This window comes from Paenibacillus diazotrophicus (genome assembly GCF_042610465.1).
In genome coordinates, this window is record NZ_JBGJZN010000001.1 from 121,173 (window position 1) to 146,941 (window position 25,769).

Sequence of the window (25,769 nt, forward strand, 5' to 3'; positions counted from 1 at the left end):
TGTGTATTCCGTGTATGCACAATGTATCATAAGGTTTTTACGAAAGTCAATGGGTATTTCCCATTCCCTGGTGCGGTAACGAAATTTTCTTCCCATCCCAGTTGTAATTCCCCTCCCCTAACTTACTTTATATATGAACGAGAAAATATAGAGTGAGGACATAAACAGGCGATGAAATTCAAAAAATTGGCCAGAACCTTTCGTCAGGAAACGCCGGAAGTCGAGTGTACAGAACAAAGCGCTGCACACGCATTAGAACAAGATTCCATGCAGAACGAAGGATTGGCTCTGGTCCCGGATCGAAGCGTCGAACAGGCTGCAGATCAGATGAATGAAGTTGCTGATGCTACCCGCTCGACAAATGAACCTATCCTTGACCCAGAGTCCGCCCATTGTCTTGCTCCCGAAGCCGCAACTGACCAGGAGGACGGCGGCGAACCTGCTCAACCCTACAGCTCTAACCACGAGCATCTGTCAGAGGAGCTGCTGCGGCTGGAACTCCGGCTTCAGTTAAGGATGCTTGAGACCACACAGCTGGACGCAGGGCTGGCTCATATGGACGAAGAGATCCGCTATTTGCTGAATGTTCAGTCCTCAGATGAGGATGATGGGGATCTTCTAACAGCGAAGATCCGTCATTTGGGAGAGCACATCGCCGCCAGGCTGAAGGCCAGCCAAGGATTAGAGGTCGGGCTGATGCTCCCGCGGGTAGCATCCACGCTAAACCTGTCGGAAGTGGAAGTGAGTATTCTTATCGCTTGTCTGGCGCCGGAGCTGGACCGAAAGTATGAACGTATCTACGCTTTTCTGCAGAATGATATGTCAGAGAAGCGTCCTTCGGTTGAATTCGTCCTGGGGTTGTTTACCGGGTCGGATGACGAAAGGCTAGCGGCCCGTCTGCTGTTCGATGTCAATGCACCGCTGATGAAGTTCCTGCTGGAACGTAGAGGGGAATATGGCGATGGCCGTACGCCGCTAATTGCCCGGCCGCTGAAGCTGGAGGATTGGGCAGTAAGCCTGCTGCTAGGCTACGAGTTGCTGGATGAGCGTCTGACGAAGATTGCCAGCCTGAACACTGTGGTGATTCCGCCACAGAGCTGCTTTCCTGAAGAGCTGGAGCAGAACATACTGCGGTTTGTGACACATTACAACAGTATGGAACAGAGGTCCGGCAGCCTTTTGTACTGCAGTGGCCCGGATGAAGCCGGGAAGCTGAGCGGGATTAGAGGTGTCTGCGGCAAGCTGGGATTATCGGTGCTTGTTGCTGAAATGGACAAGCTGCTGCTTCCCGAGGTAGATTTCAGCGAAATGCTGAGATTGCTTGGAAGACATGTGCTGCTGGAACATTCGGCCCTCTGCTTAACAGGCTTCGACAGCATGGTGACAGAGGACGACCGCTACCGGGTGAAGATCCGGCTTTTGGTTGAAATGCTGGAAGCTTGTGCGCCTTTGACTTTTATTATTGGAGAAGCACAGTGGGGAATCGGCTTAACCGGGGTTCAGCTGAATTTCATGCAGATCGACTTTCCCTTTCCGGACGCAGCAGCCCGTGAACAGGCTTGGACGACCTTTGGTCAGGACTACAGGTTGTCACCGAACATCGAGCTGGCAGATTTCAGCGGCAGCTTCCGCTTCACTTCCGGACAGATCCAGGCTGCACTTACAGGTGGCGAGAATATCGCCGTATGGAACGGTTCCAGCGGGGCTGAGGTTAGCGCCAAAGATCTCTACCAGGCTTGTTACTTCCAGTCCAGCCGCAAAATCCAGGCGCTGGCGACGAAGATCCGGGCCATGTATACATGGGATATGCTGGTGCTTCCTGGCGAACAGCTAAGCCAGCTGCGGGAGATTTGCCACCAGGTGAAGTACCGCTCGCTGGTCTATGGGGAGTGGGGTTTCGCAGGCCGGCTGTCGCTGGGCAGAGGGCTGAACATTTTGTTCTCCGGCCCGCCGGGCTCCGGGAAGACCATGGCCGCCGAGGTGATCGCGACGGAGCTGAACCTGGAAATCTACAAAATCGATGTCTCACAGATTGTGAGTAAGTACATCGGGGAGACGGAGAAGAATCTGTCGCGGATTTTTGACGAGGCAGAGACCTCCAACGCCATACTCTTTTTTGATGAAGCGGATGCCTTGTTCGGCAAGCGCTCCGAGGTCAAGGATGCCCATGACCGGTATGCCAATGTCGAAATCAGTTATTTGCTGCAGAAGATGGAAGAGTATACGGGGATCGTGATTCTGGCTACCAATTTGAATCAGAACCTGGATGATGCCTTCTCCCGCAGACTGCACTTCAAACTGGAGTTCCCTTTCCCCGAAAAAAATCAGCGCGGTCTGATCTGGCGGGGGATGTTCCCGGCGGGAGCGCCGCTTGATCCGGATATGGATTACGATTTCATGGCGGATAAGTTCATTCTTGCCGGAGGGAATATCAAGAACATTGCTTTGAACGCTGCCTTTTATGCCGCGCACGAGGGCTGCCCGATCGGGATGAAGCAGATCATGCTGGCGGCGAAGCGAGAATATCTCAAGCTGGGCAAGACCTTTTTGCAATCCGATTATGCTCCTTATCACAAACTGATTGAGGTGAAGTAAGCATGGCTGTGGATACCGGTACGGTAATAAGAGATGTCAGCACCAGTCTGAAGGCACTGCTGAAGGCCCATGTGCCTGAGCTGAACGATGACAGCTTCATCAGCTTCGGCTCCCCAAGTGACATCGACAGCTCCACGATGAAGCTTTCGATGTGTCTGTATTATTTGAGTCACAGTCCGAGCATGCGCAACAGTGAGAAGGAAGAGATCAGCGGGACAAATAAGTTCATGTATCCTCCGGCTTATCTGGATTTGTATTATCTGCTCACCCCGTATGCCAAGGACAGAGAAACCGAGCAGCTCATACTAGGCAGAATCTTTCAGCTGTTCCATGAGCACCCGGTGCTCAGCGGCACAGACCTCACCGGCAACCTGACCGCATGCGGCAATGAAAAGATCCGAATCTCGTATAACAATCTGACGATTCAGGATATCAAGCAGCTGTGGGAGGTTTTTCCCGGCAAGCCCGCCAAGGTTAGCCTGTCCTATCTGGTATCTCCGGTAAGGCTGCCTGCGGATAAGACGATTACGATTCCTCGGGTACAGGTAAAGGATCTGGGCATTCACCCCATTTAAATAGACAGGTCCAGGCTTCTTCTTTGAAAGGAGTGATTCATGGAGGGAACCCGTTGCAAGTCCAACCGGATAAGCGGATCTTCCGCATAATCCAGCACATGCTCTCAGTAGCATAGGCTAACAAAACTTAGGCGTATGCTTTCGGAGCGAGTTTTGTCGAAGCAATCTCTCAGTAGCATAGGCTAACAAAACTTTTAGGAGGGTAAGAGATGGCAAATTATTTATCGCCAGGCGTGTATGTAGAGGAAGTCTCAAGCGGTGTCAAACCGATTGCCGGTGTGGGCACATCTGTAGGGGCTTTTGTAGGGATTTCAGAGAAGGGTGTAATCGGCAAAGCGGTGCTGGTTACGAACTGGAGCCAATTCGTCAATGAATTCGGCCAGTTCATCCCGAATGGCTATCTGGCTTATGCCGTGTATAACTTTTTTGCGGAAGGCGGCACCTCCTGCTATGTAGTAAGAGCGGCGCCTACAGATATTCAGCCTGCATCCCTTACGATCAGAGACACCGATAACCTGGATCTGTTCAAGGTGGTTGCACGCTCGGAAGGGGAATGGGGCAACCGGATTTCGGTCAAGGTCAGCCAGTCCTCCAATAAGCAGCAATTCGGCTTCAAAATGGTAGTCCAATATTTAGAAGACACTGATTTTAATGATGAATACAACGGGGAAGATGAAGCCGGCAAAATCGTCGAAATTTTCGACAATATGCTGCTGATCAATTTTGAAGAAAAGGTCAATGAGGTTTCCGCTTTTGTTAAAGTGAAGCCGCTGGTCGATCTGACGATCCTGGAGAACATGGAGAAAACCCCTGCCTTTAATGAAGCGGCCTTGTCGCTCAGCGGCGGTGTGAACGGGATGTCTCCGATTGATTTCATGGGAGATTCGGTAAGCCGGGCGGGGATTCACGCCTTTGACACCATCGACGGCATCAATATTGTGGCTGCTCCAGACCTTGCGGATATGGCTTACAGCCGGGGCACGATCCTGGACATGCTCAATTACTGCAAGCTGAGAAAGGACTGCATCTTTATCGTTGACCCTCCACATGGGCTGACTCCGATGCAGGTTAAGGATTTCAAGGAAGGCGCAGGCAACTATTCGGGCAATTCGTTCAATACCTCCTATGGTGCTCTGTACTATCCTTGGGTCTACATTAACGATCCGCTCACTGGCAAGCAAAAGCTCGTGCCTCCGTCAGGCGCTGTTGCCGGAACCTACGCTTATGTGGACTCTGTGCGCGGCGTTCATAAAGCACCGGCCGGTACAACGGATGGTTATCTGGATACGGTTGTAGGCATTGAGAAGATTATTACCAAGGCTGAGCAGGAGCTGCTCAATCCGGAAGGCATCAACGTGATCCGTTCCTTGCCGGAAGGCATCTGTGTCTGGGGCGCAAGAACCCTGTCTTCGGATTCCGAATGGAATTATGTCAACGTCCGGCGTCTGCTGATGTACATTGAGGAGTCACTCGATGAAGGCAGCCAATGGGTTGTGTTTGAACCGAATGATCCAAGCCTCTGGGGTAAAGTGAAACGTAACCTCACAGCCTTCCTGACCCGGGTCTGGAGAGACGGCGCTTTGTACGGAACTACGCAGGAAGAAGCCTTCTTCGTCAAAGTGGACGAGGAGAATAATCCACCTGCTGTGCGGGATGCGGGCCAGCTGATTATCGAGGTCGGTGTGGCACCGGTCAAACCTGCTGAATTCGTAGTCATTCGCGTCAGCCAGAAAACCCTATCCAAATAAGAGATTGAGAGGAGATTTATCCTATGGCAACCGGCAAAAGAATGGATCCTTACCGCAATTACCGCTTCCGCGTCGTGATTGATGGTATTCAAACCGCAGCATTCGCTGATGCGACAATTCCAGATACCTCCACTGAGGCTGTGGATTACCGTGAGGGCATTGATGCTCCGCATGCACGCAAGCTTTCCGGGCTGACTAAGTTCGGTAACATCACCCTGAAAAAAGGTCTGACCGACTCCCTGGAGCTCTACAACTGGCGCAAGTCGATTGAAGACAAGGGTGCCCTGAAGAACCGTAAAAGTTTGTCCATCATCCTGGTGGATGAAGAAGGCAATGACAAGGCCCAGTGGGATATCCTCGAAGCCTGGCCGATCAAATATGATGTCAGTGCACTTAGCGCCAAAGGGAACGAAGTCTCCGTTGAATCCATGGAGCTGGTCCATGAAGGTGTACGCAGAGTGAAATAACTTCTCCACCCGTCGTCACAGGGGATTTGATACGATACGCCAAAACATGAGAGGGCCGGTATACTAATCAAATTCACTGCCTGGGGACGCGGACGGAGCGTAAGAATAACAATTTTCTGAAGTGAGGGATATCTCTTGGAACTTTTGCAAACCGAATTCAGCTTTACCCTGCCAAAGGGTTATGTGGATGAGGCGGGCACTCTCCATAAGCAGGGAACGATGCGCCTGGCTACCGCAGCGGATGAAATTACGCCGCTCCGGGATTCCCGGGTCCAGTCGAACCCCGCGTATTTGACGGTCATTCTGCTCTCCAGAGTGGTAACCAGCCTGGGTGGCCTTGGGATGATCACGCCGAGAGTGATTGAAGAATTGTATACTTCGGATTTTGCTTATCTGCAGGATATGTATAACCGGATTAACCAGAACGGTACTAATACCGTACATGCTAAATGCCCCAAATGCGAGCAGCCGTTTGAGATTGAACTGGAACCGCCGGGGGAATAATGGGCTACCCCCTTGACCGCCTCTATGAGGAGGTAGCCTTTCTAACCTACTATCTGCATTGGGACTATCCGGACGTGATGAACCTCGAACACACCGAACGGGACCGCTGGTGCCGGGAAGTCAGCAAAATCAACCAAAAGCTGAGTGGCGGGGAAGAGAAGAAGAACTTCTTTGAGGCTTAGGAGGATAACATGAAGGCGAATATTTTGAATATCGGTGCAAGAAGCAATTGGGTGCCCGGCTATAGGGAGGATCCTTATCTTGCCTATAACTTCATAGTAGAGATTGAAGGGATATCCGTCGCCGGCTTCTCCGATGTCTCAGGTCTCAGTGTTGAGACACAGGTGGAACGCAAGACTTTCGGCGGCGAGAACCACAAGGAATTTGTCTTCCTCGGCCAGACGAAATATTCCGACCTGACGCTGAAAAATGGAGTCACGAACGACGAATATTTGTGGAACTGGTATCAAAATGTGATTAATGGAGTCGTAAAACGCCGCAACGGGTCCATCTGTCTGCTGGATCATTCCGGCACGCCAAAGGTGTGGTGGAACTTCATCGAAGCCTGTCCCATCAAGTGGGAAGGACCGGCATTCAGTGCCAGCAGCAGTGCGGTGGCTGTGGAAAGTCTGGTTCTGACTCATAACGGGCTGTACAGGTACCGGTAAATGAATACATCAACAGCTTCACAAGTGGATCAGAAAAGGCTGGATTTCGTCCAGTCCATTCTGGGAAGGTATGGCATCACCAGATGGCGGAGCCGGTTTCAGAATCTGATCCTGCGGCAATTCCCATTGTTGTTCCCGGAGCCTGAAGCGGTGAAGCCGGAAGGTGCAGTTATTAATCAGGTGAACCTGATTCAGCACACACATATTCATCAGTCCATCATTCATCCGCTGACGCGGGTCATGATGCAGCCGGGATCTCCAAATCAAATGCTGCAAATTAGGACAGGCAGCAATGAAACTGTAATAGGCAATTCTGATTCATTACAGGAATACCAAGGCGGCAGGACGGATGATTTTCATGCTCAGAACAGCAATCTGAACCTTATCCATGTATTGCAGGAGAGAGTCGGAAAACAGAATAGTAGTGATAAACATCCTGTAACAAGGGGTTATCGAACTTTTCAACAAGCTGATACTGAACCGGAACCTATAAGCCCTCAGAATGATCAGAATCAGAAGCGAACAGCTGAAACAAGGCCGTTGCACCTGTTACCCGTGCCGGAATCCCCGGCAGGCGGAACAGAGCAGGTAGAGCAAGACCAGAGAAATAGGCTTGTGCCGCATGTCCGGAAATCCCGGCTGCATGATTTCTTCACGAACGATGAACCACAGCCGTTGCGGACTGTCCATCATCAGCTGCACACGCTGCGGACGTACACTTTATCCACAGGAGTTGCCCCCTTGAACATTGAGCGTCCTATGACGCTGAGAAGGGAGCTGCCTGCTAATCGGGATGTGCAGACAGGGCAACCTCCAGGATTCGTACTAAGGAATAGCAGAAAGGTTGTCTCCAGCTCTGGCGGGACCGCTGTGGATGTACAGCATAACTCTTCTCCATTAATCTTCATGCCAAGTCAGGATTTTCTCCCTTCCGCAAGCCCCGGTCTTCATCTGGGCTTAGGCCCGGGGGTAGCGGCAGTGCTGGAGAAGATGGAGAGCAAGCTGCCTAGCCGGAATCCGTTGCTACAGGAGTCGGCATCACTTCACAACCTGCGGCAGTCCTTGGCCGTCCAGCCCATTCAGCTTCTTACAGCTCCGTCAGAATCTCAGCGGGAAGTTCAGCGGCAGGGTTCACTCCTGCTCGGCAGCACTACACGCCGGGCGGATGCTACAGTCCTTCCAGCAGAAGATCCGATGCCCGGCTTAATTCATATGGCAGAGGAGCCCGCAGCGCCTTCCGCACAGCGGAGGAGCGGCCGCGGGAGCCGGCCATTTACAGTTGCTCCGGGGCAAGAGGAGGAGCAGCAGGCCGCTGGCAGGCATTCCAGCCTGGTTCTGCGGAAGTCGGAAGCCCCAAAGGCTGCAGGGCAGGAACCGGTCCAGCAGCTGCAGGAAGCGATGCTTCAGGAGCAGGCCGTCCAGCAGCTTAAGGCACAGCCATCTCCCAGAGCAGCAGTTCCTGCTGCAAAGATGGACGCTGCGGAACTGAATCAGCTGGCTGAACGGGTCTATCAGGTGCTGGAGAAGAAAATGGCGATCCGCAAGGATCGGAGGGGGCTTAGATAATGGCAGAAAAAGCGAAGATTATCCCTCTGGATATGGGCGGCGGAGCCATTGAGGTGATGTTCAACCCCAATGAGTACACCGTTTCCTTTGAAGGAAAATATACCGGGGAGAAGAACAACAAGCAATTTCAAATCACGGAAACACCGGAGTTCAAGGTGTCCTTATTTTATGACACGTATGAAAAGCGCACGGATGTACGCAAGAAAACCAGACTGTTGACTTCGCTGCTCGACCCCAAAGTTAGCGGGAAAAGCACGAAAAAGCCACCGGTATGCATGTTCGTCTGGGGCGGCTTTACCTATCGCGGACTCCTCAGCAAGATTGAGCAGAAGTTCACGATGTTCATGGAGAATGGCACACCGGTCCGCTCGCTGCTCGACGTTACCTTTATCACGGATGAGCCGGACAAAACCGTGGAGGACAGCCAGGGCTTGAATGCCTGCCGTAAGTTATGGGTGGTTAAAAGCGGTGACCGTCTGGACCTGATCGCGAATGAAGCGCTGAAGGAGCCGCTGGCGTGGCGCAGGATTGCCGAGCTGAACCGGATTTCGAATCCCGTTGGCTTTCCTGGAAAAAACGATATCGGGAGGACCTTGGTCATCCCGGATTAAGGCGGGGGTTGCATGGGCACCAGTGTAGCGAATTATAAGATTGAGCTGAATGGAAGCAAGCTGCCGGCAGATCTAACAGCCGCGGTCGAGGGAGTTACGCTGGAGGATGAGATCAATCTGCCGGCTTTATTTTCCATTCAGATGAATATGGTCAATTCCAGTGGCGGGATGTGGCGGGGAACGGATCTTAAGAGCATTAAGCCGGGGGATAAAGTGAAGCTGTCGCTTGGCCTCGATAAGCCGCAGCCCCTGATCAGCGGGGAGGTTACGTCGCTGGATCTGAATTTCTCGGAGCATTCCGTGCTGGATATCCGCGGGTATGACCTGCTGCACCGGCTGCGGATGGGGACGAGAAGCAAAGTATTTCTGAAGAAAAAGGACAGCGACATCGCCTCGGAAATTGCCAAGGAGCATGGTCTGACCCCAGTGGTTGATGATACGGGAACCCTCTATCCCTATCTGTTCCAGAATAATCAGAGCAACTACGAGTTTCTGCTGGAACGGGCGGCCATGCTGGATTATGAGCTCTATGTGGACGACAAAAAGCTGTATTTTGTCAAATCGCGTTCGGTCAAGGCTCCGGGACTGCCTGAGATGACCTTCAAGAAGGATTTTGAACGGCTGAATCTGGAGCTTCGGACACTTACGCGGGGGAGTAAGGTGAAGGTAAAGGGCTGGGACGTGAAGGAGAAAAAGGCGATAGAAGCCGAAGCAAAGACCGGAGACGAGACGACTAAGATGGGCGGCACAGAATCCGGTTTCTCTATAAGCGCCAAAGCCATCCAGGAATCACCCATCTCCATCATGGCGGAAAATTTGCTCGATATGAGTGAGGCCAAAGTACTGGCATCTGCCGCCTACAACAGCCGTCTGCGCGATTTCATCGCCGGTGAGGGCATGTGCTGGGGAAATCCGCTGCTCCGGGCGGGTCAGACGGTGAAGCTGATGGGCATGGGAGACCGCTTCAGCGGTATTTATTATATTGTGTCTACGGTTCACAAGATCGACAGCAAGGGGTACACAACGACTTTTAAGGTGAAGAGGACAGGCCTATGAATGAGGGAACCGGAATTACCAGTTTTATCGACAGTATGATCAGCGAAGGACGGCTCTTCGGGGTAATGGTGGGGATTGTGATCAACAATGACTCAGCGAACCATGCGGATAAACCGGGACCCGGACGGGTTAAGGTGAAGATCCCTCTAATGGGGATGCCGGAATCCAACTGGGCCCGAATGGCCTCCTGGATGGCCGGGAAGGAACGCGGTGCTTTTTGTCTGCCTGAGGTGGACGATGAGGTACTGGTGGTTTTTGAGAATGGGGATGTGAACCGCCCCTATGTGATCGGTTCCTTGTGGAACGGGAAGGATGCCCCTCCGGAGACCAACAAGGACGGTAAGAATAACATTCGAATGTTCAAGTCGCGGAGCGGACATATCCTCCAGTTTAACGATACCGGCGGCGAAGAGAACATTACGCTCACCTCTGCGAAGGGGCATGTAATCCGGCTGGATGACAAGAGCGGGGCAGAACTCATTCAGATCGCCGATAAATCGGGGAAGAACAAAATCGTTATCGATACCAAAGCTAATAAGGTGTCGGTCCTCTCCGGCAAGGATATTGAAATTTCCGCCCCGAGCGGCAAGCTGTCCCTCTCCGCCAAAACCATTGAAATGAAATCATCGGCGGACACCAAGATTGAAGCATCGGCAGGCATGGATGTCAAAGCATCGGCCAATATGACGATCAAAGGGGCAACCGTCAACATCAATTAAAGAGGAGACGATAGGTATGGGACAGCCTGCCGCGAAAAAAGGTGACCGCATTCTGGCTACCGATACGCATATTGTGATGCTTCCTGCCGGAGCTGCACTTGTTCCAACACCGTTGCCTCATCCGTTTACGGGGATTCTGGACGGCGCACTTAGCACGAATGTCAAGATTATGGGTCAGCCGGCAGCCACTGTGGACTCCACGGCAACCAATACACCGGCACATGTCCCGCAGGGAGGCCCGTTTCAAAAACCTCCCAAAAACCAGGGGAAAATCATCGCCGGAAGCGCTAGCGTAAAAATCAACGGGAAAATGGCCGCCAGAAACAGTGATCCGGCACTGACGTGCAATGATCCGGCCGACCTGCCGGTGGGCAAGGTGGTTGCGGCGGGAACGGTCTTAATAGGAGGCTGAATTATGGAAGTTGTGGATTTTTTGGGACGGGGCTGGAAGTATCCCTTCGCTGTCCAAAGAGGCAGAATCAATGCATCGGAGGGAGAAGATTCCATCCGGGAATCGGTCATTCTGATCCTTTCCACCGCCCGTGGTGAGCGGGTGATGAGACCGGACTTTGGCTGCCGGCTGAACGAGCTGGTATTTGCTCCGAATACGATGAGCACTGCCACATTGTTAAGAAGCTTTATTGAAGAAGCGCTGCAGAACTGGGAGCCGCGGATCGAGGTGGATGACATTACAGTCACACCGCGTTCCGACCAGTCTGAGCTGGAAGTGTCTATTGACTATACCATCAGAGCCAGTAACAGCAAATATAATCTCGTCTATCCATTCTTCCTTGAAAGCGTGGGGAAATAATGACAAACCTTATACCTACCATTGACAAGCGGAATCAGGAACAGCTGGTTCCGGAGCTGAGACGCTTAATCTACCAATACTGCAGCAGGGAATGGACGGATTTGACGGAGCTGGAAGCAGACAAGAAGGTAGATGCTCTGGTTCATATTTTCACCAATATGACAGGTAAGGTTATCGACCGGTTGAACAAGGCACCAGAGAAAAATTTCATCTCCTTTCTGAATCTGATTGGCATTCATCCTACCCCGCCGAGAGCAGCCAAAGTTCCGCTGCTGTTCAGACAAAAGCCGGATGCGGAACCAATCAATACAATTCCGGCAGGGACCAAGGTATCGGCCCAGCCTGAGAATCAGGCAGAGGTTATTTTTGAAACGGAAAAGGATCTGACGGTCATCCAGCCACGGCTGGTGCGAGCTGTTAGTCTGGAGCCTGAAGAAGACCAGTGGAGCAATCAGGATTACCTCTTCGCCGCGGAGTCTACCGGTCAAAACGCCAAATTGTTCAGAGGGGATTCAACGGTAGTCCATAGGTTGTACCTGGGACAATCGGAACTGCTGGCCTTCGAGGAGGCGGGAAGCAGCTTGTCTGTGTACTTTAACAAACCGGATTCCGCTCTGATTGCATCTGCGAATAGACAAGATCTGACCGATGTGACCGAAAGCCTGCTGCTGAATATGGATTGGTTCTGCTTCGATGAAGAGGGCAATACCGTTCAGCTGATGCCTAAGATGGCTGAGGTCGTAGAGGATAATGTATGGAGAGCTGTGTTCCGGTTCGATCAGCTGTCCGGAGTGCATGTGAAGACAATTGCCGGCTATGAACAAGCTGAGGTTCGGCGTGAATGGTCCAATAAGTGGATATTTGCCGAGCTGAAGACACCTATAACAGCTGCTACCCAGATGCCGGACATCGAGGAGATCCGCATGGAGCTGAATGTGACAAGCCCGCTGCCTCTGGCTCCGGATTTGGCGGTTAACAACGGCAACCAGCTGGATATGGGCAAAGATTATTATCCTTTCGGGGAGAAGCCCAAAGTGAACGACACCTTCTATATCGCTTGTAGCGAAGCTTTCTCCAAGCCGTCTGCGCAGATTACATTGGCGATCGAGCTGTCTGATCCGGAAATCAGCAAGCTGCCGGATACTCCTTACGTGCGACTTGACTGGGAGTACTGGAACGGCAAGGAATGGCTCGTAATCGACAGCCTGGAAGATATGCCTGGTGAAGATACATCGGCTGCAGTAAGCAGCACCGGCCGTGCGGCGAGTCTTACGGCAAGCGGAACACTGAGATTCCAGTGTCCGGGGATCCAGCCGCTGACTCTGAATGGTGAAGAACGTTACTGGGTTCGTGTCCGCATCACTGGCGGCAATTACGGTGAGGAAGCCAAATATGAATACGAAGATGAAGCGGTCAAGCTGGGAGAAGGCAGCATCACCGTAGCGCAGCTTAAGGTTACGCAAGCAACCTATGCGCCTCCTTCGATACGCAAGCTTAGTATTGCATACAGCTACACGCTGGAGGCACATCCGCAAACCGTGCTCACAGAGAACAATTTCAGCTTTGAGGATAAGACAGATGAATGCCTGAAGCCCGGGGAGTATTTCAAACCCTTTTATCCCTGTGCCGAGCTTTCACCTACGTTCTATTTGGGCTTTGACCGTGATATCAGCAATCTTCCGGTTTCGCTCTTTTTCCCGTTAACCGGCGAACAGCTCGGGCGCCCGGTAGTGGCCTGGGAATACTGGGACGGCAGAAGATGGCTGACATTAAGTGTCAATGACGAAATCCGGGGCTTCACCCGCAGGGAAATCCTGCAGTTTGCTGTACCCTCGGATATTGAAAAGCGTGCGTTGTTTGGAACCGAGCAGTACTGGATTCGCGCCCGGCTGGACGAGGGACGTTTTGAGATCTTTCCGCAGGTAGATGCCATCTCTTCCAATGCAGTGTGGGCCCGTAACTCCTATACCGTTGCAGGGGAGATTCCGGGGTCGAGCAACGGTGAAGAGAACCAGAGCTTCCAGTTATCGAAGACGCCTGTACTGCCTGGCCAGAGTATTCGCGTCCGCGAGGCCTCGGGCCAAGGGGAATGGGTGCTGTGGGAGGAAGTTGACACCTTCTCCTTGTCCGCTTCGGACAGCAGGCATTATGTGCTGGACAGAAGCAGCGGAACGCTTGTATTCGGTGATGGCAAGAACGGAATGATCCCGCCTACCGGAATCGATAATATCGAGTGCGACTACAAGCATGGGGGTGGAGCGGCCGGCAATGTTGCGGCCGGGGCTGTAACAAAGATATGGGACAGCTTCAGCTGGCTGGATTCGGTGACCAATCCGGTTGCGGCAGACGGAGGATTTGACCAGGAAGAGGCGGACCAGGCCGAGATCCGCGGGCCGCATACGCTGAAAAGCTGGGACAGGGGAGTTACCGCAGAGGACATGGAATGGCTGGTGCGCGAGGCTATGCCCCAGATTGCCAAGGTGAAATGTCTCAGTGCCATGAATCGTGATCTGGAATTCGTCCCAGGTACAGCCACAATCATTGTGGTGCCGGATACAGACGAGCCGAAGCCGGTTCCCAGCCAGGAATTGCTCAGCGAGATTGAATCTTATCTATGCGATAGAACTTCGGCGACGCTGGACACGAATGTGCCGGGAATCGCAGTGATTGGCCCGGATTATGTGCAGATCGGGGTAGAAGCAACAGTCGTGTTTACCTCGGTAGATCAGCGTAAGGTAGCAGAGGGCCGGATCATTGACAACCTGAAGCAGTTTTTTCATCCGCTCTATGGAGGGGATGGGAATAAGGGCTGGGAGCTGGGCCAGAACCTGTATGTCTCCGAGGTCTATGCTGTGATTAAGAATACGCCTGGCGTGGATTATGTCTCCGATATTGCCATTAAGGCTTCGGTGCAATGCTTCACTGTAAGTCTTGAGCCTTTGGAAGGCGGTCCCTATAAACCACTTGCTGCTTACCCCAAATACAGCGCAGTCAGGTCTGACGACAATTCCATTCAGTACGCGCTTGCCGAGCGGGTAGAGGCTGGAAGCGGAGTGAAATCGCTGGTGCTTAAGGGCTTCAAGAAGAATGGGATCATCAGGCTGCGCTATAGAACCTATGAGCCGGTGGAGCTGATCGTTGTCTCCATTGACGGTGATATTCTGGAATGTCAGACACTGGACGGACAACCTCTGGAGCATAGCTATCCTGAAGGCAGCGACCTCGAATTTGATATCACTGATGATCTGATGGTCCGCACCTATATTCTTAACCGTGTGGATTCGGGGGCAACTTCGTTTTTTGTGAAAATCGCTGTGTTTGAGCGCGGTGACATCGTCTATTTAAGCAGGACTGATGAGTATGTCAATACTACACCGCTAAAAATCCGTGGAATCCACTCGGAAAATATCTTCCTTGAAGAGGACGAGCTGATCTATGGAGGGACACACCTGATCAACAAGCCGGAGGAGCATCTCTTTTCATATCTTCTGGATAAGAACAAGGGCCTGGTTCATGATCTGACCGGGACCACTGCAGAATGCGGGCTTGCCGCCATCCTTAAGGAGGACCGGAAGTTTTTGACCGATCTGGCTGCTGCTCCGGAGTCTACGATACATTGTACTTATTGTTTTCCCGCGGAACCGTAAATTGTAAATTGACCTTAGAAAGGAGGAAGACTTATGCCGCTTCCAGTACCGAGTCTGGATGATCTGGGCTTTGAAGAGCTTGTGGCGGATGCCAAAACGCTGATTCCGCTCTACGATCCGGACTGGACGAATTACAACCCCTCGGATCCAGGTATTACCCTGATTGAACTGTTTGCATGGTTCAGCGAAATGGTCCTCTACCGGATTGACCAGGTTACAGAAGAAAGCCAGCAGCAGTTTCTCAAACTGCTGGGTGTGACCTTGGCTGATAAGGAGGAGCTGACAAGCGGGATACGGCGTGGGGTAAAGCAGTTCTCGGAATGCTATAGAGCAGTAACTGCAGGGGATTTTCAGCTTTTGGCCGAACAAGGCTTGCTGGAAATTCCGGGTATCCTGGAGACGTATCCTGACCTTGCTGTGCGTATTCTCTGTCTGATTAATACAGATATGGAGAACGGCACCGGCGTGAACAAAGAGGCTTTCGGTCATGTCTCCGTGATCCTGGTTCTTCAGACTGCCAATCAGAAGGATCTGCTGAGAGAAATGACGGCAATCAAGCAGCGGGTCAAAGCCTATCTGGATACCCGCAAGCTGCTGACCACACGCGTGCATGTGGTAGAGCCCGATTACCGGGATGTTACGATCGAGATGGTGGTTTCAGCCACGGATAAAAGCATCGCCAATACCGTTAATGACAGCATTCGGCGGTTTCTTGATCCGGTAAGCGGAGGAGAAGAAGGCCGGGGCTGGCTTCCCGGAAGAAAGCTGTACAACTCCGATTTGTATCATCTTGTAGAAGGCATATCCGGGATCGATCATGTGACGAGTGTGACGCTGGACTCTCCCGACCTGCTGCCGTTTCAATTATTCAAGCTGAAGGATCTGAAGGTTGAGGTGGAATCATGAGCAGTACGGACGATTACAGTTATGTGCAGTACCTTCCAAGAGTATTCCAGCAGAAAGCGGGGGAATCCGACGAGAAGTTTTTTCTGGGCCGGTTCCTGAAGGCTTTCGAAGCCATGCTCTCTGGTAAAACAGGCGCAGCTAGTCAGGAGTCGCTTGGAATTGAAGCGCTTGTGGATAGCTTGCATCAGTATTTTGACCCAGACACGACGCCGTCCCAGTTTCTTCCCTGGCTTGCAGGCTGGGTAGGCCTGGAGCTTGAAGAAGGCCTCGAATATGACGGCGAGCAGGATAACAGGGAAAGGGCGCTTTCCCCTCTGCAGATTCTGCCCCTTACAGCCGCCCGCAGTACGGTTAACCGCAATTTGATCGGCAGCATTGTCCAGCTTTACAAAAAACGCGGCACACTGGATGGACTCGCAGAATACTTGCAGGTATATGCGGGGGAAGAAGCGGCTATTCACATCAGTGATTACGAAGAGCCTGTCCGCTGCGGCCAGTCGCAACGTGTGGGGATCAATACGATGGTGGGGGCGGCGGAGCCGAGTTATTTTTCTGTTCATGTCATTCTACCCGCATACAGCCGGAGTATCCTGCAGAATAAAGTGCAAATCCTGCAGAAGGTCATCCGGAAGGAAAAACCTTTTCACACCAATTCCAGCTTGAATATTGAAGTTCCGCGCATGTGCCTTGGGGTATATGGACGCGTAGGAATGGAGACCTTGCTCGGGGGTATGACAGAGGAATAGAGAATATAGATCGGAGGCAAAGCGAATCATGGGAAAAGAATTTGCAAGAATGCGTTACTTTGACGGGCTCTTCCTGAATGCAGATGATTATAAGCTGGATCAGGATTTTTACCTGCGCCTTCAGCGGCTGCATAACCGCTATCTGCATACCTGGGGTATTGTTTGCGGACTGAAGGTACTGCCTTTGCTGGATCAGGGCGAATACATGAAGGTGAAGATTGCCGAAGGGCTGGCTTTGAATCAGGCAGTGATTAAGGGGGCCACCCCTCAGAAGAATGAGAGCATCAGCCAGGAAATCCTTATATATGAAGGTCATCCGGACAATCCGGTGGATCTATCTGAGTATAACGCCAATGAAAGTATCTATATCTGGGTGAGCTATGAAGAGATGGAGACCGACCGCAATATTGAGCGGGGCCAGGGAGAGAAGATTCATATCTGGGAGCGCGGGCGGATCAGCCACGGTACCGTGAAGCCGGTCAGCTCAGAACATATTGTTCTGGCCCGGGTTGTCCCGCGCAAGGATGGTACAGAGACGGTAATCGACAGCGCGTGTATCTTCGACTACGACAGTGACGCGGTCCGCACGCCTCTCCGAACCTACGCGGGTGCGGCAGGCAAGAAGATGGTGACCGAGAAGCTGATCATCAAAGCCACAAGTGAGGACAGCATCGACAATATGCAGTTAAATGAAGAAACACTGGCGGCCATGCCTTCGGTCTATACGCTGCAGGAAGGCAAGGTGCTGGAGGTCAGTGCCCCGGATACTCAATTTACAGGAAACCTCATGGTTGCTGGTGATTTGACCCTCCAGGGAGAGCTCATTCTGCAGAGCAAGGATAAATCACAAAGTGAAATGCGGATCATGAACAGCTTCGTTGAGGTTAACAGTCCCAATACGGATGATCCGAACTATGTATTTCCCGGCGCGCGGGACGGCGGACTTGAAGTCTACCGCGGCGATGGAGGTACTCATGACGCTCGGATTGTATGGGTGGAAGCGGATCAATGCTTCAAAGCCGGGATTGGTACGGATCTCAAAAAAATCGCTTATGGCAACGAGTGGGACAGCCTCATCAAGTATGAGTTCGCCGACCTCCTGCACAGACACAGCAGACTATCGTCCCCGGGCGGATCGTCGGTGGGCTTCAATAGCTCCGGCAAGCTCTACAGCGACGCAGATCTGGCGCTGAAGGACGAAACAACCCTATGGCTAAAAGGCACCAACCCGGACACTATCGACAGCTCGCATGGTCTCGGCTGGTTCGGAACCGGCAAGCCTTTTGCGGCTGCAGAGGTGGACGGACCTGTGCTATTCGGGAACAGCGGCGGTGTTCTGGGCACAAGAACGGCAAATAGTGACGGCTCCCGGACAGAGAAGCCGGTTCTCTCCTGGAACAAGACCGGTTATGTAGGGATCGGCCCGCGCAAAGCGCTGGAGGATTCCCTGGATGTCGATGGTAGCCTGCGGATTATGAGCGGCAAAAACCCGGTCCGTTTCACATCCGTATGGTCGGGATTCCCTGATAATCAGATTAATGGGGCGGAGATCAGTAATGACATTACCGATCACAAAGCATTAATGATTGTGGGTAACCAGTCCGCAGGGCAGGGGAGAAAGGTTGCGATCTGGGACCGTCTCGATGTGAACGGATTTCTGTATGTGAACGGTAAAATGCAGGCCGCACAGGAGATCATTCCAAGTGCAGGCAAAGGGGAGCATAACGGCATCATATTCCCGGCCAACCCGGGTGGTGGCGGTGCAGACCTTGCATGGATCAAATACTATCCGCGCACAGGCGAGGATTGCACGCTGGAAATCGGCACTTCGAATGATGCCAATGATCACATCTCGCTGAATGCTTCCGGGAATGTGGGCATTGGTACACTGACCCCGGCGGATAAGCTCGATGTGGCCGGAGAGCTGCGTGTCCTGAGCGGTAAGAATCCGGTCCGCTTCACCTCGGCCTGGTCAGGGTTCCCGGACCAAGCCCGGAACCAGGCAGAGATCAGTAATGATACCACAACCTACAAATCCTTGATGCTTGTAGGTAATTCCTCCTCACCGGAGGGCAAACGCAAGGTCTCCGTCTGGGATCAGCTGGATGTGAACGGCTTCCTGCAGGTGAATGGCGGCGCCCGCATCAATGGGGATCTGCAGATTACAGGCAGCATCAAGACAGATGTATTCAACTTTGACGGGCGGTTCAAAAAGCTGGATGTCGCTGATAATTTCGGAGCCTATGTACGCTGCGCCGATTTCTATATCGGCTACTCGGGCCGCCGCGGAACTCCGGGTAGAGCTTTGGTCGACAACGGAAGCCATCTGGTGCTCAACTACGGTAATGACTGGTCTTATGCTTCTGTCCACAGCAGTCTTGAAGTCAAGAATGCGCTGAATCCCAGCGCAGGCAGCGGCAATAACGGCATTATCTTCCCATCCGACCCAGGCGGCGGCAGCGGCGACTCGGCCTGGATCAAGTTCTATCCGACCAGCGGGGAGAACTGCGTGCTGGATATCGGAGTATCCAATGACGCCGGTGACCGCATCTATCTGCATGCCAGCGGCGGTGTCTACGCCAATGGCAGCATGTACTGGTGGTCTTCACGCGAGCTGAAGGACAATATCGCTGATATTCCTGTCAAGGAAGCGAAGCAGCTGCTCGATGGGCTGAACCCGGTTTCTTTTAAATACAAAGGCAGCACGAAGGAAAGAACCCTTGGTTTTATTGCTGAAGAAGTGCCAGCGGTTCTGGCAGACCCCGATCAGCGGGCTATCAGCGGAATGGATATTATGGCCGTTCTGACCAGTGTGATGAAAGACCAGCAGAAAGCTATTGCAAGAATGCAAAAACAAATCGCAACCCTGCAGGGTGCCTAACAAATTGGAGGATGAAATGATGAAAGAACAATTGGAAACACGCATGAAGGAATTGAAGGCAGAACTCGAATCCGGCCGGCAGATGATGCAGGAGCTGGACGAGAAACGCAGTAATCTGGGCTATGCTATGACACGGATTAGCGGGGCTATCCAGGTGCTGGAGGAATTGGCAGCCGGGGAAGAAGAGGCCGTTCAAGCCTGAAACAAGCTGTAACTATGAAAGCCGGGAGGAGTGGGATTGTGCCAAAGGATATGAAACGCATGAATTATTTCAACGGGCTGCTGCTGAAGGAAGAGGACTTAACGCTGGATCAGAATTATCATAAGCGTGTACGCGGTCTGCACAACCGTTATTTTCATAATTGGGGAGTCGTCACAGGACTGAAGGTCAACCCCAAAGAGCTGACCAAAGTTGAGATTGATCCGGGCCTGGCCCTGAACCGAGTCACAGATCCTGACAACAATGAAGAGATCAGCCAAGAGATTCTGGTCAGTGACACCCATCCGGCACGGGTGCTGGATCTGTCCGGATACAGCACCTCAGATCAGATCTATATTTCAGTCAGCTATAAGGAAGAACTGGCGGACCCTGATCTGCTCAAGGGGGGCGGGCATGAGATTCATGTGTGGGAAATCGCGGATATCAAATCCAGCTCCCTGAAGCCTGAGGATGTGCGCAAGGACGTCTTATTGGCACGTGTGACGCTGAAGCATAATCAGGACGGAGCGCTTAGCATCGACCAGATCTATGAGACGGATGTGGATGGAACGCCGCTGGTGACCAGAGCCGTGGGCGGCGAGACACTGAAGGCGAACAAAATCATTCTCGGATCGAAGGAGGACCCGAACCAGCCATTCCTGAGCAACTCGGTGGCAGAGGATGGTACAGAGGGGAATAAGCTGAATGTTCATGCAGGTTTGACTGAATTTACGGGCAATCTGAGAACAGGTGCGATCAGTACCTACGGGACCCTGGGAGTAACTGGAGAGCTATCTGTCACTGCTGGCAGTGAGCAAGTGTTCAAGGTCAACGAATCCGGGGACGTGGATATGACGGGTTCCGTTGCTATCGCAGGGCCCTTGTCCGCGAAAAGCGGAATTGAAGTCAGCGGAGGCATGGCAGTACTGGATGTGCCTCAGGTCATGATCGGCGGCAATATGGTGACGATCAACAAAAATGCCAGTGAGAAAAACAGCAGCGGTATCGAAATCGTCCGGAAGGATCAGCCCAGCGCCAAGCTGCTGTGGGATGAAAAGACCAACGGATGGATGATGGGTACCGACGAGAAAGAAGGGGACCCGGCCAGCGGCATGTATCGCGTCGCTTATGGCGAAGAGTGGGAGCAACTGCATGACGGCTCCATGGCGGATAGCCTGCATACCCACAGCCAGCTGAATTCGGCGGATGGAAAGCCGGTTCTGCGTACCGACAAGGCGGGGAATATCCAGATTGATCAGACCTTGACCGTATCCGGAAGTCTTGTGTCCAAACAGGATGGACTGGAAGTGTTCCGGGGTGAAACACTGCCTAATGCCAAAATTGCCTGGAATGAGGCGGCCAAATCCTGGCAGATCGGAACGGCTAACGGGGATATGACCAATATCCCTGACGGGAAACAGTGGGAAGAGCTGACTGGCGGCAACAGCAATGCGGATGCTCTTCATACCCACAGACAATTTCATAATGAGGACAAGAGCCTGTTGGCTCTGGAAATTGGTGCGGACGGGAATGTGAATATCCCGCATGAGTTAATGGTTGGCGAGACGCTTACGGTCAATAAGCTGATCGTCAGAGAAGAAGAGGTCGTTATCAAAAAAGTCGAGCAGGAAGTGACAGACAGCTTCCTCACTGTGAATAAGGCAGAGAATGATACGGCACTCGGCAGCAAGGGCGGCCTGGACGTGTACCGGGGCAGCCAGAATCCGAAGGCCCGGATGGAATGGAACGAGACTGACCGTAAATGGAAGATCGGAATCGAAGGCAGTCTGTCTGACATTCCTTATGGAAACAAGTGGGATTCCTTGACAAACGGTTCTCTGGCCGACACTGCCCACAAGCACAGCTCCCTAAGCACTCCTTCAGGCGGGACTGTACTGTCTGCGAATGAACAGGGGAAGCTGTCGGCTTCCGGAAATGTGGAGATTGCGGGTACGCTGCTGAGCAAAGGCAGTGCAAATCTGAATGCCGACCTGAATGTGGGCGGTTCTGCTACCATCGAGGGGAACCTTACGGTAAAGGGGAAGACTACCTATGTCAATAAAGAAGATATGGTTGTGGTCAGTAACCGGATTGAGCTGAACAAATTCGAAGGCAACAGCTCCGCCTTGAAGCAGAGCAGCATTGAAGTCTACCGGGGCAAGCTGAAACCGAGCGCCAAGCTGGTCTGGAGTGAGACGGACGGCAGATGGAAGCTGGGCCTCGGAGATGAGCTGTCCAATATTGCTTACGGCAGCAATTGGGATGCGCTGACCGGAGGTGTGAGTTCGGATGCGGACGGCCTGCACCGGCACAATTCGCTCAGTGACAGCGAGGGGAACACTGCGATCCAGGCAACCGCTGATGGCGATATTGAAATTGCGAACAGTGCGGAAGTGCAAGGAACACTTACTGTCAACAACGGTGCGGATATCAGCGGCGGCCTGGCGGTGGAGGGCTTGCTTACGGTGGACGGCAACCTGATTGTCAAAGGAAGCACCACAACAGTAGAGCGTAAAGATTTGGTCGTTACCAATAATGTAATCGAGATTAACAAGTTCGAAGGGGCTACCCCTCCTGCGAACGAAAGTGGTATAGAGGTCTACCGGGGGGAATCCCAGCCCGCAGCCAGAATTATCTGGAATGAAAGTGAGCGGAAATGGAAGGTTGGCACCGGCAGTGCTCTGGAAAATATCGCAAGCGGCAGCTCATGGGACAAGCTGACGCAAATGGCAAGTGCGGATTCCCTGCATATCCACAGTCAGCTGTACAATCCGCAGACCGATATTTTGGCGCTTAGCGCAAGTGCCGGTGGCGATGTGGATATTCATCATGACCTGACGGTCGGCAGCAATCTTACGGTGGCCGGAGATCTGGAGATCCGGGGGACTTCTGCCAGTATTAACACGGATGAACTGGAGATCGGTAGTCCATGGATCACGATTAATCAGGATGGTGACAATGTCTCTTCCCTTTCCGGAGGAGGACTGGAGATCTATCGCGGCGTGAACGAGCCTGTAGCCTCCATCTCCTGGAATGAGGATAAGGATCAGTGGCAGCTTGCAACTCCAACAGAACCCTCCGCACTCGTTGTGGATACATCCGGCAATGTGAATGCAGCCGGCGGGTTGAATGCAGCTAATGCCAAAATCCTGGGCACCCTGACCGCAGCCAGTGCCGCTATTGCCGGAACGGTGACCGTAGGTGACGGGCTTGAAGTCCTCCAGGGAACGGAGACCAGCGCACAGATCAAATGGGCGAAGGACCGCTGGAAGCTGGGGACGGCAGGCAAGACAGTACTCAGCCTGACCCGCAGCGGAAAAATGGGTGTGGGTACGGATAATCCTACTGAAGTGTTGGACGTGGCCGGCAAGGCCATCTTCCGCACGGAAGCAGAAATTGCCGGAGCAGCAACCTTTTCCGGTAAAGTCACTGCACAAAATGAAGCCACCTTCGAAGGTAAAGCTACATTTAACAAAGCAGTCAGTGCCGTGGATGTTGCAGTAAGCAATAACGCTGTGGTAGCCGGAAGCGTTGTGGCTGGCGGCTTTGAGGCCCCGCGCGGGCTGGACAGCAACGGTAAAGCCTTGCCGAATGCGCGGATCGTCTGGAATAACGTGCAGAAGGCCTGGTTCTATGGTGACGGAGATACGCTCTCTGAATTCGGCACAGGCAAAGGCGGGCAGAACAAGCTCTATAACGCACTTGGTGATACGATTGCCCTATTTGCGGATTCCGAAGGGAAGGTGGGGATCGGAACCAACACCCCGCTAGCACTGCTGGATGTCAAGATTAAGGGCGGGAACACAGCTTTCAGTGTAACCGGATCCGGGAATGTCGGAATCGGGACCTATACTCCCAAAGTGAAGCTTGATGTACAAGGCGACACAGCGATTACAGGTAACCTTACTACTACAGGAACTCTTACTACAGGAAATCTAACTGCAGCAAATGCGGTCATCTCCAAGGATTTGACTGTCACAGGCAATCTAACCGTGAATGGGGATACGGTGACCCTCAATACTGCTACGCTTGAAGTGGAAGACAATATAATCAGGGTGAACAAATATACACCGCAGAACACTCCGATTGTGACAAATGCCGGTCTGGAGGTCTTCCGCGGCGGAACTGCGCTCCCTGCCCAGCTTCTGTGGGATGAGACTGCCGATCAGTGGCTGGCCGGTCTCTCCAATTCGCTGAAGGCTATTGAATTCAAAGGTCATACCCATCCGGAGTTTTCCGACTTATCGGGAGCATTTACTGTAGATTCCGGTAATGTCGGGATCGGTACTGCGACACCAGCGGCCAAGCTGGATGTCAATGGCAATGTGGCGGTTTCCGGCAAACTGAACGTTGTGGACTCTACTGTCAGTGGTATTTTAACTGCCAAGGATGCAGCACTGACCGGAACGGCTACATTAAAAGACGTAACGGTAAGCGGCGGATTCACTGCCAAGGATGCAAATCTCAGTGGTTCATTGACCGCCAAGGATGCTTCAATCAGCGGCAGCCTTATGCTCAGCCAGGGTATCGAAGTCGGGCGGGGAACAGATGCGAAAGCTCAGATTCTATGGAACGAAGCTTTGGATGAATGGCAGATAGGGATAGCTGGCAGCTTGAAGCAGCTTTCATACAGCGGTCATACCCATCAGGAGCTGACGGATTTGACTGGAGTGCTCAAAATTGCCTCCGGAAATCTCGGGATTGGTACTGCAACACCAGCGGCCAAGCTGGATGTGAATGGCAATGCGGCTGTCTCCGGCAAATTGACTGTCGCTGAAGCCGGCATCAGCGGTATATTAACCACTAAGGATGCGACAGTGAGTGGCATTTTGACCGCAAAAGATGCCACGGTTAGCGGCGCTTTGACCGTTAAGGATGCAACAGTCAGCGGCATATTCACTACAGCCAATGCATCGGTTACCGGTAATTTAGCAGCCAAAGACGCAGCCATTAGCGGTATCCTATCCGCTAAGGATGCATCCGTCAGCGGCAACCTTACGCTCAGCCAGGGCATTGAAGTCGGCCGTGAAACAGACGCGAAAGCCCAGATTCTATGGAACGAAACTCTGGATGAATGGCAGGTGGGCATAGCCGGCAGTCTGAAACAGCTCTCTTACAGCGGTCACACGCATCAAGAGCTTACAGATCTGACGGGTGTGCTGAAGATCGCTTCCGGAAATATCGGAATCGGCACTGCAGCACCAACTGCAAAGCTGGATGTGAACGGCAATGTGGCAGTTACCGGTAAGCTCTTGGCAAGTGATGCCGAACTAAGCGGGAAGCTGACTGCGAAGGACGCTTCACTCACAGGCAAGCTAAGTGTGAAAGATGCTGAGATCAGCGGAAGTCTGACAGTTAGCCAAGGCATCGAAGTCACCCGCGGAACGGATAAGAAAGCCCGGATTATCTGGGACACGTCAAACAATGTATGGCAGGCAGGAATTGAAGACAATCTGCAGACCCTCGTCTGCAAAGATGCCGTTTATGACGAGCTTACCCAGTTAGCCGGTGCGGTAACGCTTGACTCCAAAAACAATATAGGGATCGGTAAAACCCCAACCGATGATTATAAGCTGGATGTGGAAGGAAACTTGCGGGCGACTAATTTCGCGCAGACCTCTTCCAGAACCTTCAAAGAGAACATCACCAGCCTTCCGGTGAAAAAAGCTTTGGAGCTGCTGAATAAGCTGAAGCCCGTTACCTTCAACTATAAAGCGGAGAATTCCAAGAAACAGAACATCGGCTTCATCGCTGAGGACGTACCACAGATTTTCTCTACCGCTGATCACAAGTCAGTAGTTCTGATGGATATCATCGGTGTGCTTACTACTGTTGTGCAGAAGCAACAAAAGGAAGCCCAGGACATGCGGAAACAAGTTAATGAACTTCAGGTTCAGGTTGCTGCCCTAGCAGGTGCATGATGCGATAGGTATTTAGATCAGAGATAGACCAGCTCCTTCAGTCATAGCGCTGTGGGGGCTGGTTTTTTTCATTAATCTCGAAAATTTGATAACATATTAGAGTGTACAACTGAGCGGAAGAAGTGCATGAATTGGGCGTACGAAGGCTA

Annotated in this window: 19 protein-coding genes; all 19 read left to right on the forward strand. The window is 52.4% G+C overall.

Features of this window, described 5'->3' with window-relative positions:
- Window positions 1-171 precede the first annotated feature (171 nt).
- The 19 genes from ACAN54_RS00500 to ACAN54_RS00590 all read left to right on the forward strand — a co-directional run bounded on the left by ACAN54_RS00500 (window position 172) and on the right by ACAN54_RS00590 (window position 25,620).
- Window positions 172-2,595 carry an ATP-binding protein gene (locus tag ACAN54_RS00500; protein WP_379150921.1) on the forward strand — a complete coding sequence of 808 codons (2,424 nt, stop codon included), beginning with the start codon at window positions 172-174 and terminating at the stop codon, window positions 2,593-2,595.
- A gap of 2 nt (window positions 2,596-2,597) precedes the next feature.
- A complete protein-coding gene (locus tag ACAN54_RS00505) occupies window positions 2,598-3,170 on the forward strand; it encodes a Pvc16 family protein (protein ID WP_379150924.1) in 573 nt (190 codons plus the stop codon).
- Between the two features lie 209 nt (window positions 3,171-3,379).
- Window positions 3,380-4,918: a phage tail sheath family protein gene (locus ACAN54_RS00510; protein WP_379150927.1), complete on the forward strand. Its 1,539-nt coding sequence runs from the start codon at window positions 3,380-3,382 to the stop codon at window positions 4,916-4,918.
- A 23-nt stretch (window positions 4,919-4,941) separates the two neighbouring features.
- Entirely contained in the window at window positions 4,942-5,385 is a 444-nt protein-coding gene (locus ACAN54_RS00515; RefSeq protein ID WP_074087859.1) for a phage tail protein, read from the forward strand.
- A 135-nt stretch (window positions 5,386-5,520) separates the two neighbouring features.
- Window positions 5,521-5,889: a hypothetical protein gene (locus ACAN54_RS00520; protein ID WP_074087861.1), complete on the forward strand. Its 369-nt coding sequence runs from the start codon at window positions 5,521-5,523 to the stop codon at window positions 5,887-5,889.
- Window positions 5,889-6,071, forward strand: a complete 183-nt coding sequence (locus ACAN54_RS00525) for a DUF6760 family protein (RefSeq protein WP_379150932.1) — start codon at window positions 5,889-5,891, stop codon at window positions 6,069-6,071. Before ACAN54_RS00520 ends, ACAN54_RS00525 begins: the two co-directional genes overlap by 1 nt.
- Before the next feature lie 9 nt (window positions 6,072-6,080).
- Window positions 6,081-6,557 carry a phage tail protein gene (locus ACAN54_RS00530; RefSeq protein ID WP_379150935.1) on the forward strand — a complete coding sequence of 159 codons (477 nt, stop codon included), beginning with the start codon at window positions 6,081-6,083 and terminating at the stop codon, window positions 6,555-6,557.
- Window positions 6,558-8,123 (forward strand): hypothetical protein, encoded by a 1,566-nt coding sequence (locus tag ACAN54_RS00535; protein WP_379150938.1) that lies wholly within the window; start codon window positions 6,558-6,560, stop codon window positions 8,121-8,123.
- Window positions 8,123-8,734 (forward strand): CIS tube protein, encoded by a 612-nt coding sequence (locus ACAN54_RS00540; RefSeq protein ID WP_379150941.1) that lies wholly within the window; start codon window positions 8,123-8,125, stop codon window positions 8,732-8,734. Before ACAN54_RS00535 ends, ACAN54_RS00540 begins: the two co-directional genes overlap by 1 nt.
- A gap of 12 nt (window positions 8,735-8,746) precedes the next feature.
- The gene (locus ACAN54_RS00545; RefSeq protein ID WP_379150944.1) at window positions 8,747-9,790 is read left to right on the forward strand and encodes a phage late control D family protein; all 1,044 of its coding nucleotides are present in this window, start codon (window positions 8,747-8,749) and stop codon (window positions 9,788-9,790) included.
- A complete protein-coding gene (locus ACAN54_RS00550) occupies window positions 9,787-10,509 on the forward strand; it encodes a phage baseplate assembly protein V (RefSeq protein WP_379150947.1) in 723 nt (240 codons plus the stop codon). The genes ACAN54_RS00545 and ACAN54_RS00550 overlap by 4 nt, the downstream gene beginning before the upstream one ends.
- A 16-nt stretch (window positions 10,510-10,525) precedes the next feature.
- Window positions 10,526-10,921 (forward strand): PAAR domain-containing protein, encoded by a 396-nt coding sequence (locus ACAN54_RS00555; protein ID WP_379150951.1) that lies wholly within the window; start codon window positions 10,526-10,528, stop codon window positions 10,919-10,921.
- A gap of 3 nt (window positions 10,922-10,924) precedes the next feature.
- Window positions 10,925-11,320, forward strand: coding sequence for a GPW/gp25 family protein (locus ACAN54_RS00560; RefSeq protein ID WP_379150954.1), 396 nt, complete (start codon window positions 10,925-10,927; stop codon window positions 11,318-11,320).
- A complete protein-coding gene (locus tag ACAN54_RS00565; protein WP_379150957.1) occupies window positions 11,320-14,967 on the forward strand; it encodes a putative baseplate assembly protein in 3,648 nt (1,215 codons plus the stop codon). Before ACAN54_RS00560 ends, ACAN54_RS00565 begins: the two co-directional genes overlap by 1 nt.
- A gap of 33 nt (window positions 14,968-15,000) precedes the next feature.
- Window positions 15,001-15,873, forward strand: a complete 873-nt coding sequence (locus tag ACAN54_RS00570; RefSeq protein WP_379150960.1) for a baseplate J/gp47 family protein — start codon at window positions 15,001-15,003, stop codon at window positions 15,871-15,873.
- Window positions 15,870-16,619, forward strand: coding sequence for a phage tail protein (locus tag ACAN54_RS00575; protein ID WP_379150963.1), 750 nt, complete (start codon window positions 15,870-15,872; stop codon window positions 16,617-16,619). The genes ACAN54_RS00570 and ACAN54_RS00575 overlap by 4 nt, the downstream gene beginning before the upstream one ends.
- Before the next feature lie 28 nt (window positions 16,620-16,647).
- Window positions 16,648-19,500, forward strand: coding sequence for a tail fiber domain-containing protein (locus tag ACAN54_RS00580; protein WP_379150966.1), 2,853 nt, complete (start codon window positions 16,648-16,650; stop codon window positions 19,498-19,500).
- A 19-nt stretch (window positions 19,501-19,519) separates the two neighbouring features.
- Window positions 19,520-19,702 (forward strand): hypothetical protein, encoded by a 183-nt coding sequence (locus tag ACAN54_RS00585; protein ID WP_379150969.1) that lies wholly within the window; start codon window positions 19,520-19,522, stop codon window positions 19,700-19,702.
- Between the two features lie 38 nt (window positions 19,703-19,740).
- Window positions 19,741-25,620 (forward strand): tail fiber domain-containing protein, encoded by a 5,880-nt coding sequence (locus ACAN54_RS00590; RefSeq protein ID WP_379150972.1) that lies wholly within the window; start codon window positions 19,741-19,743, stop codon window positions 25,618-25,620.
- Window positions 25,621-25,769 lie beyond the last annotated feature (149 nt).